The sequence below is a fragment of the Blastopirellula marina DSM 3645 genome, assembly GCF_000153105.1.
In the GTDB taxonomy this organism is placed as follows: domain Bacteria; phylum Planctomycetota; class Planctomycetia; order Pirellulales; family Pirellulaceae; genus Blastopirellula; species Blastopirellula marina.
Window position 1 is genome coordinate 2,347,895 of the sequence record NZ_CH672376.1, and the last position, 13,213, is coordinate 2,361,107.

The following is a 13,213-nucleotide window of genomic DNA, read 5'->3' on the forward strand; positions in this document are numbered from 1 at the left end:
TGAACGTCCGCTTCCGGTCGTATCCATCAGTCTCTTGCAGTGGTCTAACGCAGTCAAACGAAATCTTGATGCACCATCATCGCCGCGAACAAAGTACGCGGGCGCCGCGGCCTGAAGCAAGAGACGCCACGGCTCACACAGCCGTGGCGCCCATGAACTAATCTTCGACATCATCGCCGAGAAGGATCATGCCGATGGCGAAGAGGGTGACGCCGACGACGCCGGCGAGGAAGCCTGCGTGCAGCTTTTCGCTGACGTCAGGGATGCCGAGGCCGGCGCCGTAGAGGACCATCAGCGCGGCCGGCCAGGTGAACAAGCTGAGTCGCCAGCCGCCGAAGAAGGCGGAGCCGACCAGGATCAGGCCGGCGACTCCGGCGGAGAAGGTGGAGACATACTCGGCGATCGCGACGGTAACCAGCGGCACGTCGAGCGGTTGGTAGGTTCGCTCGGTATCGAGCGCCGCGGTGGCCAGATCGCCGCTGAGGAGCTGATTCTGATGCAGCCACATCACGCAGCCGGTTAGCAGCGCGGCGCCGACGACGATTCGCAGCGGCGCTCCGGTTGCGAAAGACAACGGCGTCGCCAGCAGATTTTTCACCGAGATCGGTGAGTTGGGCCGAGCGGTGCGGGCTTCGCTTAACAACTGCTGCATGCGGCTGCGGCGCTGGGCGGCCGCTTGGCGGGGATCGAGCGAGTCGGCTTGGTCGGGATCGAACGCCGTTTCGCGCTGATGGATCGCGTCGTCGATGATCGCCTGGGCGGCGAGCGCGGCGGCGGCTTCGGCTTCTTCGGCGGTCGCGCCATCGGCCTGCAAGCGTTTCGCTTCGATGCTGACCAAAAGTCGTCGCTCGCGCGTTTCTTTGGCGGCTGAAATACGACGATCGCAATAACGCACGAGCGGGTCGCGCCACGCGGCGAAGGTTCGATTCTTTTCGGATCCGCCGCTGCGCCTTAAAAAGTCGCGCGCATGGATCTTCGCCTGATAGCCGAAGAGTTCTTCAAACACTTCTTCCCAATCGGCGCCGGCATATTTGACCAGGAACGAGCGGACTTCGGTTTCGTCGAGGCCGCGAAGACGGAGCGACTTGAGCAGTTGTTCAAGTTTCTCCATCGCCGTCCGCCGCTGGTGGTGCAAAGTGCGGTCGACGGCGAAGTAATAGGCGGCCGCGGCGGCGATCGCGAGGATCACGCCGCCGATCGCGGCGACGATCGTGCCGGTGGCGGCCAACAGCAGCAAGGTCAGCATCGCGCCGCCGAGATACTTGAGCCAATCGATCAGCGACGACGAGAAGAGAAACTCACGCAGCTTGCGATACAGGAAGTCGCCACCCAGAACGCCGGAGATCACGAGATAGGCGATCGGCGTCGCGCCGGCCATCGCTAGTGCCGCGATGAACGCGCTGCCCATGCCGAAAATGACGCTGCCGATCATCACGGCGACCACGATTCCGGCCGCCGCCAAAAAGCAAGATTTACGCAATGGGCCAGCGGTCGCCGAGTTGAACTGGGCGACCCCTGCTTCGAGCATGTCGACATGCTGTTTGCCGGGCGAGAAGGTCCCGGTCGGCCCCATGCCGAGATACTCTTCCAGCTTCTGGATCACTTCGGTCAGGCTTGCAGCGCGTTGATCGGGATCTTTGGCGACCATCCGCATCGTGACGTCGGCCAACTGTTTGGGCACATGCTTGGCCACCGCGTCCGGGCGAACGATCGGCTGTTCGAGGTGTTTGGAGATCACCTCCATCGCGGTGGCGCCTTCAAACGGCGGTCGACCGGTCAGCAGCGCATAGAAGGTGCAGCCCAGAGAATAAATGTCGGCCCGATGGTCGACGCTGGATGCGTCGCGAGCTTGCTCGGGCGGCATGTAGGCCGGCGTTCCCATCGACATGTTGACGATGGTCGAGCTGGCGCTGCGGCGTTTTAAAAGTTCTTGGTCGACGCCTGAAGAGGATTGCTCGTCGACGTCAGGAAGTTTGACCAGGCCAAGGTCCGCGACTTTCACCACGCCTTGGGTGTTGACCATCAAGTTGTCTGGCTTCACGTCGCGATGAATGATGCCGCGTTGATGGGCGAAATGCAGTCCGCGGGCCGCTTGCAGGATATATCCGACGGCGACGTCGCGATCGAGTTTGCCGGTCTCTTTGAGCAGAGCGCCCAGCGATTGGCCGTTGACCAGCTCCATGCTGAAAAAGTGGACTCCTTCGTCTTCGCCCATGTCATAGATCTGGACGATGTTGTGATGGGTGAGCTGTGCGGCGGCGTACGCTTCGCGCGTGAAGCGTGAGATGAAAACCGGATTGGCGGCCCACTTGGCCTGAATGGTTTTGACGGCGACCTCGCGATCAAGCGACCTTTGTCGCGCCAGATAGACGGCGCCCATCGCCCCTTTGCCAAGAATGCGGATCAGCCGATAGCCGTCTAGCGACTCGGGCATCGTTTCGTCAGCGGGCGCCGATGGAGGGGCATCTTCCTCTTCGGGCAACACGGCGGCGGTCGCCAACGTGGCCATCGCTCCGTCATGCGCCGTCGGACGTTGGGGCGCCGTCTCAGAAAAAGTCTGCGGCTCTGCCGGCGTTGGAACTGAGTTTTCCGCCGCATCCACCTGGTCGAAACTAGGGCGACTCAGTAGCGGCTCGTCTTCCTCGTCTGCATCGTCCTGCGGATCGTCGACGCCGGGAAGCGAGTATTCATCGCTGGTGAACGTTTGCAGCGCTTCGCCGTTGCTGGACGACGCATGGCCATGGGTCGCGAGGGTGGGCAGGTTTTCCTTGTCTTCTTCCAAACGGGTTGCTACCGGCAACGTCGCCGAGGCGTCAACCGCCGTCGCGTGACTTGATTGACGGCTTTTGCTGGGGATGCCAAGCGAGGCCCGCATCTCTTGGCGGATCTCTTGCAACGTTTTGACGACGATATCCTCGACCGCGTCGGCGGAGGGGACGCCGATATAGAAGAGTTCTTTGCAGTTACGGCAGCGTGGGCGATAGTGTCCCGGCGCGATATTCGTCACTTCCATCGACGATCGGCAATAGGGACATTTCAACCACATAAGTCATTCACGAAAGTCAACGCGATAAAGGGACCGCAGCGCCGTAAGAAATAGAGACAACTGCGTCGCCTAGAATAATCGACTTGCGTGAAGAAATGGTGAAGCGAACGCAATCGCTATCGCTAGGCGACGGTCAGCGAAAACCGTTGTTCGCCGCAGTGAAAATAGCCGCCGCGGCCGATATTCAGCTCTTTAATCCGCAGCCAAATGCCGTTCAACGATTTGGCGTCGTCAATGATCCAGCGCCCCTGTTTGTCTTGATAAATGCGGGCATGCTGCGGGCTGACGGTCGGATCATTGACCAAAATCGAGCATTGCACCGGATCGCTGCCGATCCAATGTTCTTTTTTCGTCAGCTTATGACGTTTTCCGGCGCCGTCGTAGTTGATTTCCTGTAGACACGGAACGAGCTCATCCAGCCCTTCCTGGGCCACGTCGAGCAGTTCTTTTTCCCCTTCTAGCGTTGCGCCGATGTTGCCGCCTGCTCGCGGCGGGATTTGCCCGAATCGTTTGCCGCCGATCATCATCACCTGATTCGGTTTGACAATGATCTGCGTCGCACGGACAAAAGTGCCGTTGGTCGAGCCTAGATCACGCAGCACCCAGTCAAAACCGCCGGGGCGTTCGCGTCTTTGAATTTCTAGATGCCGGCTAGAAATTTGGCTATCGTGCGGGATGATAAGGTCCCCTTCGGTTCGTCCGATGATGAACGAGGACTTGCGAATGCGGAAAATATCGCCGGTTTCAGCCCCATCATCGTAAACAATCAACTTGGCCATCGGCGGCCGCAGCGTCGGGCGATAGTGCGAAACTTCGACGCTACGCTGCTGGCCGAGAAGATCGTCTTCGTCGCCGATACCAAACAGCGTGGATTGTCCGGGTGGTTTCGAGTCCATGGCTGCGTCTGGAAGAGGGAATTCGGATAAAGGTCGACGCGGGAGTTGCACCGACCCGAGGCGCCATTTTAGTGACGAATTCCGCTTTGGGATGATTTGTTGATGCTCGGTTCATGTAAACTTCATGTTTTGCAATCGTGTGATAGAGACCTGTGGATAAAGCGGAACTGACAATCATCGGCGGCGGCGCCGCCGGACTAATGGCGGCGATCTGGGCGGCGCGCACCAATGCGGATCGCCGAATCGTGGTGCTGGATGGCGCGGCCCGATTGGGAGCGAAAATCTTGATCGCCGGCGGCGGTCGCTGCAATGTGACGCATTACCAGGTAGCGGCCGACGACTTTTGCGGCGGCAGTCGCAATGCGATCAAAAAGGTGCTGGCTCGATTTCCGGCCGACGCGACGGTTGCGTTGTTCGCCGAACTCGGCGTGCGACTCAAACGAGAAGAGACCGGCAAGCTGTTCCCGACCACGGATCGTGCGCAAACGGTCTTGGATGCGCTGATCAACGAAGCTCGGCGGCTCGGCGTATCGATCCTAACCAAGCGCCGCGTCACGCGACTTGCGCGGCTAGAAGATGAGGCGCTGGCCGTCAGCGGCGAATGGGGAGAGATTGTCTCGCCGCATGTGATTCTTGCGACTGGCGGCAAAAGCGTGCCGAAGACGGGCTCGGACGGATTTGGCTGGGAACTGGCCAAGCGCCTCGGGCATACGCTGACTCCCCGCATCTTTCCGGCGCTGGTGCCTTTGGTCGCCGCCGACGATTGGCGCCCGAAAGAGCTGTCCGGCGTTAGTCTGCCGGCGGAACTTTCGGTCCATAGCGGCACCGGCAAGCGTTTGACCGCCGCATCCGGCGATCTGTTGTTTACGCATCGCGGGCTCTCAGGCCCGGTGGTGTTGGACATCAGTCGGCATTATCTGAACGCGCTGGAAGATGACGCCGCCGCGCAGTTGCGAGCCAACTGGATTCCGGAAGAGAAAAGCGAAGAACTGGACGCCCAATTGCAATCGCTGGGCGCGGCGGTGGTGAGAAAATTCTTACGAGAAAAGCTGCCTGGGCGCCTGGCTGATCTGTTACTAGAGCTGGCGGAAATCGACTTTGAACGAACAGGCGATCAGTTGGATCGCGCGGCGCGCCAACGACTTGTCCGGCTGACGACGGCGATGGAAACGCCGATCGTCGGAAACCGGGGCTTCGCCGTGTCCGAAGCGACGGCCGGCGGCGTGCCGTTGGATCAGATCCAATTGAAGACGATGGAGTCGCGTCTTTGCCCAGGCCTATTTTTGTGCGGCGAAATCTGCGATGTCGATGGACGGATCGGCGGCTTCAACTTCCAGTGGGCCTGGTCAAGCGGGTATATCGCGGGGGTTTCGGCCTAGGAAATCAGAAGAGAGCGCCGAGTAGCCGCTACGACCGATACAATCGCCAGAAGCTAGCAGCAGATGCCGCGGGAAAGCTGGCGCGAAGTCCGAAATACGACATATCTTTGAACTATGTCGCTTGCGCGTTTACGGCGAATTGCCTGCGCGCAAGAGAGGATCGTGACTTATCGGGGTAAAGGAGAGTGAGCCAACATGTCGGTGGCGACGCTCAAAGTATTGAATGAAGAAGCGCTGGACATTTTGATCCAACGGATCGATGAGGTCTCGTCACTTCCGCAAATTGCCATCCAGGCGATGGAGGTTGCCAGCGCCGAAGAATCGAGCGCCTCGGAGCTGACGGCCATCATCGAATGTGACGTCGCGTTGTCCTCGCGCATTTTGAAGCTCGTCAATTCCTCCGCATTCGGCCTCCGCAACCAAGTTACCAATCTGCAGCAAGCGATCGCGTACCTGGGGATGAAGCAGGTACGCAACTTGGCGATCACGGCGAGCGTCAGCGAGCTGTTTTTGGGGGGAGACAAGGTCGGCGCCTACAGCCGATCGGGACTTTGGGAGCATATGGTCGCCGTCGGGATTGCGGCTCGGATGTTCGCCAAAAAACATCACATCGGCGATCCCGAAGATGCGTTCATCGCCGGTCTGCTGCACGATCTGGGGATCGTAATTCTCGATCAATTTCTGAATACGCGATTTGTAATGATGCTCGGCGCAATGTCGTCGCAGCAAGTGCAAGTACGCTGGGAGCAGCAGTACTTCGGTTTTGATCATACTCAGTTCGGCGAGAGAATCGCACGACACTGGAAGTTTCCGGAACTGGTGGTCGATACGATCCGTTACCATCACATGGCCGGCGTCTATCGGGGCCAACACTCGCAGATGATCAAAGCGGTCGAAATGGGCAACATGGCGATGAACGAAGTCGGCATCACTTCGCTGGGCGCCAAGTACAACCGGATCTCGATGGCCGCGCTCAACTGCTTTGACATGACGATCGGCGATTTGTCACGCTTCGCCGAAGAGGTCAAGGTGGAACTGGTGAAGTATCAGGATTGGCTCGTTCCGTAATAATTCCTGCGTGAGTCTTCACCCAAGCAACGAAAACGGCCTCGCCGCTGACGGAAATCGGCAATGACGCGGCGGCTTAGTTTTCGGACCGCTGGTCACGAAGTCTATTGCGATACCGATGTGAGTTGTCGCTTTGGACGCGATTCTCCCTTTCTGCCTCACAACTTCCTGGCCAAGTTTTGTCAACATATTGACTCATCTTGATGCCGGGAGAAGTCTTACTATAAGCCGTTAGGCTCCCTCTCTGGGCCCTTGAGTTACGCAAAATGCTTGCCCGGCAGGCAGCTTCTCGCCGTTACGAGCTGAGGAAACAGTCGTATGGAATCGATTGAATTGGCGACTGCAATAGTAGGTTTTCAGATTGTGATGATGTTTTTCTCACATTTCGATCAAGGCGCGTTTCAGTAGATCTTCTGCGTTTGTTAGAATGTAAGTTTTTCCCTTTCCTTCCTCTGGACATAGATTGATGCCTCGTCCCTGCCGTTTGTCGCTTTGGAGCGTTCTGCTGATCTCGGCGATCGGCTGTATGCCGCAAGATATTCCGGATGCGAAGAAGGAAACCTTTCCGCTCGATCCGCCTGCCGTGGAACGATTGGGAAGGTTGGGAGCGAAGATCTCGCGTTCCAGTAGCAAAGCGCCGATTGGGATGGATCTGAGTCGCGTGGTTGCGACCGACGTCGACTTTCGCGGTTTGGGAGAAGCGGTCACGCTCCGCAAGTTGTCGTTGCAGGATGTCGGGATGACCGATGAATCGGCGAGCGAATTGGCTCCGCTGACGAAACTCCAGTCGTTGGATATGCGGGGGGTCTCGATCACCGGCGAAGCGCTGCAATCGCTTGGCCAATTGACCGAGCTGGAACGGCTCCTTTTTCGTGGGCAACCGATTCGGGACGCCGATTTGGCGCAGCTCGCGCCGCTGACCAAGCTGAAGGTGCTAGGTTTGGATGATACCGACGCGTCTGCCGGCGGGCTCGAGCATTTGCAGAATGCTCACGATCTGAAAGAGCTGTATCTATTCAACACGCCGACGGTCGATGAAGAACTTGCGGTTTTGACCAAGTTTCCGGCTTTAGCGAAATTGCGTCTCCGCGGTTCCGATGTAACCGGCAGCGGCATGGCGGAATTGGCGAAGATCGGTTCGCTGGAGGATCTTGACGTCAGTGAGACGAAAGTCGATGACGCCGGCGCCGCCGAGATCGCCAAGTTGCCGAAGTTAACCGATCTGAATCTGTGGAAAACCAAGGTCACCGACGCGTCCCTTCCTGATTTGGCGAAACTGACGACGCTAGAGCGGTTGAATCTGGATGCGAATGATCTGACCGACGCTAATTTGGCGCTGCTGGCCGCCATGCCAAACTTGAAATGGCTGCATCTGGGATCAACTTCGGTCACCGACGCCGGCATCTTGGAACTGGCGAAATCAAAATCGCTAGAGACGTTAATTGTCACCCGGACGAAAGTGACGGACGACGGTGCGGCCGCGTTTGCGGCGATAGCGCCCAATATCACGCTGCAACATATCTACCAAGTGGAAGAGTAAGCGACGATCATTCCCAAATCGGGGAGCGTAACAATGACGCACTTCACCGACTTAACCTCTTCCACCACGGGATCGAGCCTGACGTGCTCAATATCGGCTGGCTCGGTGAAGGAAAACCATTCCCAGCGGGGCCAATTTCCTCGGAGTTTCGCGATGCATTGCGACAGCTATGCGAAATGCCGATTCTCAAGCACCGCGGTTTTCATGGCTGCGAATTGTGCGGTCTAAGGTCGCCGTACGTCGGTAATGGTCAGATCCGAGTCAAGGATCAGGCCGGCCAGGTGTTTGCAGCACCAACGATGGTTTCTCAGTATGTCGAAATTCACGAATATCAACCGTCTGACGTTCTTATCGAAGCTGCATTGAATTCGATCGGCACATCGGCTGACGGACTGGGCAAATCGAACGCCTGAGAAACGAGTAACGGCCGACCGCTCGTCAGGATCGTCGCCATCGTTACAATCGGCCTGTTTCTGTACTGGATGGGCGCGAAGCATCCCGCCGGGATTGTCGCTGCGACCCTCGGAAGTGCAGGTTCCCCGCAAAATTGACGTAGCCGTTTCTGGGGAACGACTTGCGAAATTTGCGTGCTATAGTTTCGTGATGCCAGAGAAGTTGTTTGGCAGAGACAAAACACTTTTCCGGGAAAGTATCTCGCCGTTCGCCCATGCCATCACTCGATACAATTTCTGAAAAATTGAGCGGCTCTGTCCGTGATGTGATGACGGTCAAAGTGCATACCGCCACGGTGGGTACGCATGTGAAGATCGTCGCCGAGCTGATGGCGCGCCACAACCTTCGACGCATCATCATTGTCGATGATAAGAAGCGCGTGATGGGGGTCGTGTCACAACGCGACGTGGTTCGATCGATGATGAAGCCGGAAGAGCCGGATGAACTGGCGCGCGAGATTCAACATCTGATCACGCGCGAAAGACCGGTGACGATCTCACCGGAAGTCCCCTTGGCCAAAGCGGCGCTAGTGCTGGCGACCAACAAGATCGGCTGTTTGCCGGTGGTGGGATTGCGGCAAGAGTTGCGCGGCGTGTTGAGCACGTCGGACTTGATACAGCATCTGGCCGACGTGCAGGAAGGGCAAGTCGAAAACGCTTTCCGGATGTACTCTCCGTTGAACGAAGCGAAGGTCCGGATCCCGGCCTACATTCGCAAGGTGAACGGCGACTTGGTCATTCCGATGAACAACATCAAGAATCGTAAGGCCCGGCTCGATCGCGTGGTTTTAGGGTACGATCCACCGAGTGGACGCATCTTGGTAAAGTTCGTCCGCGGCGCCGCCGAAGACGCGATCGCCACCAAGATCGCCGACAACAACCTGGTCATTCCGGCGCACGGCTTTGTGCGGCACTTCGACCTGATCGGCAAGTCGGCGGCATTTGACGTCGCCGACCACAACGAGAGCAAGTTCTTGGTGCTGTCGCCGCGACAGTCCGGCGATAACGCTCCGCCGGCAGCTGGATCAACGTAGACGATCGCTCGCTGTCGAAGTTGCGTTATTTCGAAACGATTTTCCGCTCGCTTTTGCTGCGAGCGACAAAGACAACGTTTACTTCTCGTCGGGATCATATCCCAAGTTCGGTGCGAGCCAACGCTCCATCTCGGCCAGCGTGCAGCCTTTTCGTTTCGCATAGTCGGCCACTTGTTCGTGCGTCATGCGATCGACGGCGAAATAGCGGGACTGGGGATGCCCGAAGTAGAGTCCGGAGACGCTCGCCGCGGGGAACATCGCCAGACTCTCGGTCAGCTCAATGCCGGCGTTATCTTCCGCTTTCAGCAAGTCGAACAACTGGCGCTTTTCGGTATGGTCAGGTTGAGCCGGATAGCCGGCGGCCGGGCGAATGCCTCGATACTTCTCCGCGATCAGCTCTTCTTTCGAGAGATTCTCGTCGGCGCCAAAGCCCCAGTCGAGCCGTGCCCGAGCGTGGAGCCATTCGGCGAACGCTTCGGCCAGACGATCGGCGAGCGCCTTGGTCATGATCGAATTGTAGTCATCGAAATCGGCGTCAAACTTGGTCGCGAGCTCTTGGCAACCGATCCCCGTCGTCACGGCGAAGCCGCCGAGATAGTCTTTTCGGCCCGAGTCGATCGGCGCGATGTAGTCGGCAAGCGCGCGGAAGTCTTTCTGACCCTTGCGTTCCCATTGTTGCCGCAACGTATGCATGCGGCCGATTTCGGTTTGTCGCGACTCGTCGCTGTACAGCACGATGTCATCGCCGTCGCTATTGGCCGGCCAAAACGCGTAAACGCCGTTAGCGGTAAGCAGTTCTTCGGCGATGATTTTGTCGAGCAACGCGTTGGCGTCATTAAACAGCTTCTTCGCTTCTTCACCGACAAACGAATCTTCAAAAATCTTCGGGTACTTCCCTTTCAGCTCCCAGGACATAAAAAAGGGAGTCCAGTCAATATATTCGCGCAGCTCGGTCAACGAAACTTTCGGCAACGTGCGCACGCCGAGGAAGCTGGGAGTGCGGATATCGACGGTGCTCCAGTCGGTCGCAAACTTGTTGCGGCGAGCATGTTCCATCGAGACAAGTTTCACCTCTTGCCGTTTTTTGTATGAAGCGACCAAGTCGTCCTGCAGCTTCTTGTTCTTCACCAAAAACTCTTCTCGCATCTCGTCGCTCAGCAGTCGATCGACAACGCCGACGCTGCGTGACGCGTCGAGCACATGGACCGTCGTGCCGCTGTAGGCGGGCGCAATTTTCACTGCGGTATGTTTGGCGCTGGTCGTCGCGCCGCCGATCAGCAACGGAATGGTGAACCCAGCCGCTTCCATCTCTTTAGCGACGTGGACCATCTCGTCTAAGCTGGGCGTGATCAGCCCCGAGAGGCCGATCGCGTCGACGCCATGCTTTTTCGCGGCGGCCAAAATTTTGTCGCATGAGACCATCACGCCGAGGTCGATCACCGAGTAGTTGTTACAACCCAGAACTACGCCGACGATGTTTTTGCCGATATCGTGGACGTCTCCTTTGACGGTCGCCATCAATATGGTGCCGCGCACATCTTGCGCAACTTCGCCCAACGCGACCTTCTCTTCTTCCATGATCGGCAGCAGATAGGCGACCGCTTTTTTCATCACGCGGGCACTTTTGACCACTTGCGGTAAAAACATTTTGCCGGCGCCAAACAGGTCGCCGACGATGTTCATCCCGTCCATCAGCGGGCCTTCGATGATTCGCAGACAGCGATCGTAATGTTGACGAGCCTCTTGCGTATCTTCGACGACGAACTTGTCGATCCCTTTGACCAATGCGTGCGAGAGACGCTCTTGGACCGAACCTTCGCGCCACGACAAATCTTCGGTCACGGCGGAGCCGCCGGCTTTGCGATCTTTGACCGTCTCGGCGTAATCGACCAGACGTTCGGTCGAGTCGTCGCGACGATTGAAGAGAACATCTTCGATCAACTCGCGAAGTTCCGGCGCGACATCGTCGTAGACCGCCAACTGGCCAGCGTTAACGATCCCCATGTCCAGGCCCGCTTTGATCGCATGGAACAGGAAGACGGCGTGAATCGCTTCGCGAATAAAGTCGTTGCCGCGGAACGAGAACGACACGTTGCTGACGCCGCCAGAGATCTTGGCGCCGGGGCAGACCTGTTTGATTTCGCGACAAGCTTCGATGAAGTTGATCGCGTAATTGTTGTGTTCTTCAATGCCGGTGGCGACCGTCAAAATGTTCGGGTCAAAGATGATGTCGCTTGGCGGAAAGCCGACCTCGTTGACCAGCAGATCGTAAGCTCGCTTGCAGATCTGAACTTTGGGATCCTTTTCGACGGCCTGACCGGTTTCATCAAAGGCCATGACGACGACGGCGGCGCCATAGCTGCGCACGAGGCGCGCCTTGGCCAGAAAATCGGCTTCCCCTTCTTTCAAGCTGATCGAGTTGACGATCGGTTTCCCTTGCACGCAGCGGAGACCGGCCTCGATCACCGACCATTTTGAGCTGTCGATCATGATCGGCGCTTTGCAGATGTCGGGCTCGGCGGCGATCAGATTCAAATAGCGAGCCATCGCCGCTTCACCATCCAGCAAAGCGTCGTCCATGTTGATGTCAATGACGTTCGCGCCGTTGTTGACTTGCTCTAGCGCGACGGCGATCGCTTCTTCGTACAATTCTTCGCGGACCAAGCGAGCGAAGCGGCGCGAGCCGGTCACATTGGTGCGTTCGCCGATCATCGTGAAGTTGGAGGTCGGCAGAATCGTCAGCGACTGTTGCCCGGAGAGACGTGTGAAGTCCGGGGGCGTGGCGCGGATACGGGGCGCTTTGTGCTCGACCGCTTCGGCGATCGCTTTGATGTGGGCCGGCGACGTGCCGCAGCAACCGCCGACGATGTTGAGCCAGCCGCTGTCGGCGAAAGTGGTCAGGGTCGCCGCCATTTGTTCCGGCGTTTCGTCATACTCGCCGAACTCGTTCGGCAAGCCGGCGTTCGGGTGACAGCTAATATAGGCGGGCGAAATGGATGCGAGCTCTTGGACGTAGGGTCGCATTTTGTCGGCGCCCAAGGCGCAGTTGACGCCGACGCTGAGCAACGGAAAGTGCGCGACGGAGTTCCAAAACGCTTCGACCGTTTGCCCGCTGAGCGTGCGGCCGCTTTCGTCGGTGATCGTCACCGAGGCCATCACCGGCAGCACGACGTTGTTGTCGCGGAAGTATTTCTCGATCGCGAACAGGCACGCTTTGAGATTGAGCGTGTCGAAGGTGGTCTCGGGAAACAGGAGATCGGCGCCGGCTTCGACCATCGCGGCGATCTGCACCAGGTACGAGTCGACCAACTGCTGAAAAGTGACGTTGCGGAAGCCGGGGTCTTCGACCTTGGGAGACATCGACGCGGTCCGGCTGGTCGGTCCGATCGACCCGGCGACGAAGCGCGGCTTGTGCGGAGTCCGCTCGTTGAACTCGTCAACCACTTTGCGTGCTAGCTGGATCGCGGCGACATTCACATCGGTCGCCAAGTGCGCAAGATCAAATTCTTCCATCGCGACCGGCGTCGCGCCAAAGGTATTCGTTTCGAGGATATCCGCGCCAGCTTCCAGAAACTCGCGATGGATCTGCTCGACGATCTCGGGACGCGTCAGACAGAGAATGTCGGTAAAGTTTTTCAGGTCTTTGTGGAAACCGTCAAACTTCGGACCGCGCACCGCGTTCTCGTCCAGTTTGTATTTCTGGACCATCGTTCCCATCGCTCCGTCAAGGATGAGAATCCGCTTGTCGAGTTCCTGGATAACGAGATGCTTGCTGTCGTTCGGGGTCGCGATCGCCAT

General features: G+C 58.0%; 8 protein-coding genes. 5 read left to right on the plus strand and 3 right to left on the minus strand.

Annotated elements, in window-relative coordinates:
* Positions 1 to 157 precede the first annotated feature (157 nt).
* Positions 158 to 3,046, minus strand: coding sequence for a serine/threonine-protein kinase (locus DSM3645_RS28125; protein ID WP_081444798.1), 2,889 nt, complete (start codon positions 3,044 to 3,046; stop codon positions 158 to 160).
* Between the two features lie 122 nt (positions 3,047 to 3,168).
* Positions 3,169 to 3,942, minus strand: coding sequence for an FHA domain-containing protein (locus tag DSM3645_RS11485; protein ID WP_002652333.1), 774 nt, complete (start codon positions 3,940 to 3,942; stop codon positions 3,169 to 3,171).
* A 152-nt stretch (positions 3,943 to 4,094) separates the two neighbouring features.
* Between DSM3645_RS11485 and DSM3645_RS11490 the strand changes: the two genes are divergently transcribed.
* From DSM3645_RS11490 to DSM3645_RS11510, 5 genes are all read left to right on the plus strand, one after another.
* Entirely contained in the window at positions 4,095 to 5,321 is a 1,227-nt protein-coding gene (locus DSM3645_RS11490) for a BaiN/RdsA family NAD(P)/FAD-dependent oxidoreductase (protein WP_002652334.1), read from the plus strand.
* Positions 5,322 to 5,516: 195 nt separating this feature from the next.
* Entirely contained in the window at positions 5,517 to 6,389 is an 873-nt protein-coding gene (locus DSM3645_RS11495) for an HDOD domain-containing protein (RefSeq protein WP_002652335.1), read from the plus strand.
* Between the two features lie 466 nt (positions 6,390 to 6,855).
* Positions 6,856 to 7,929, plus strand: coding sequence for a leucine-rich repeat domain-containing protein (locus tag DSM3645_RS11500; RefSeq protein ID WP_050769352.1), 1,074 nt, complete (start codon positions 6,856 to 6,858; stop codon positions 7,927 to 7,929).
* 83 nt (positions 7,930 to 8,012) lie between these two features.
* Positions 8,013 to 8,342: a DUF7919 family protein gene (locus DSM3645_RS11505; RefSeq protein ID WP_040351787.1), complete on the plus strand. Its 330-nt coding sequence runs from the start codon at positions 8,013 to 8,015 to the stop codon at positions 8,340 to 8,342.
* A gap of 254 nt (positions 8,343 to 8,596) precedes the next feature.
* Entirely contained in the window at positions 8,597 to 9,415 is an 819-nt protein-coding gene (locus DSM3645_RS11510) for a CBS domain-containing protein (RefSeq protein ID WP_002652339.1), read from the plus strand.
* Between the two features lie 78 nt (positions 9,416 to 9,493).
* Here DSM3645_RS11510 and metH read toward each other — a convergent pair whose 3' ends face one another.
* Positions 9,494 to 13,213 carry a methionine synthase gene (gene metH, locus DSM3645_RS11515; protein WP_002652340.1) on the minus strand — a complete coding sequence of 1,240 codons (3,720 nt, stop codon included), beginning with the start codon at positions 13,211 to 13,213 and terminating at the stop codon, positions 9,494 to 9,496.

Excerpts from the sequence above, each read along its gene's own strand:
- DSM3645_RS28125 (WP_081444798.1), bottom strand. The coding sequence starts at position 3,046 with ATGTGGTTGAAATGTCCCTATTGCCGATCGTCGATGGAAGTGACGAAT.
- DSM3645_RS11485 (WP_002652333.1), bottom strand. The coding sequence starts at position 3,942 with ATGGACTCGAAACCACCCGGACAATCCACGCTGTTTGGTATCGGCGAC.
- DSM3645_RS11495 (WP_002652335.1), top strand. The coding sequence starts at position 5,517 with ATGTCGGTGGCGACGCTCAAAGTATTGAATGAAGAAGCGCTGGACATT.
- DSM3645_RS11500 (WP_050769352.1), top strand. The coding sequence starts at position 6,856 with ATGCCTCGTCCCTGCCGTTTGTCGCTTTGGAGCGTTCTGCTGATCTCG.
- DSM3645_RS11510 (WP_002652339.1), top strand. The coding sequence starts at position 8,597 with ATGCCATCACTCGATACAATTTCTGAAAAATTGAGCGGCTCTGTCCGT.
- metH (WP_002652340.1), bottom strand. The coding sequence starts at position 13,213 with ATGGCGATCGCGACCCCGAACGACAGCAAGCATCTCGTTATCCAGGAA.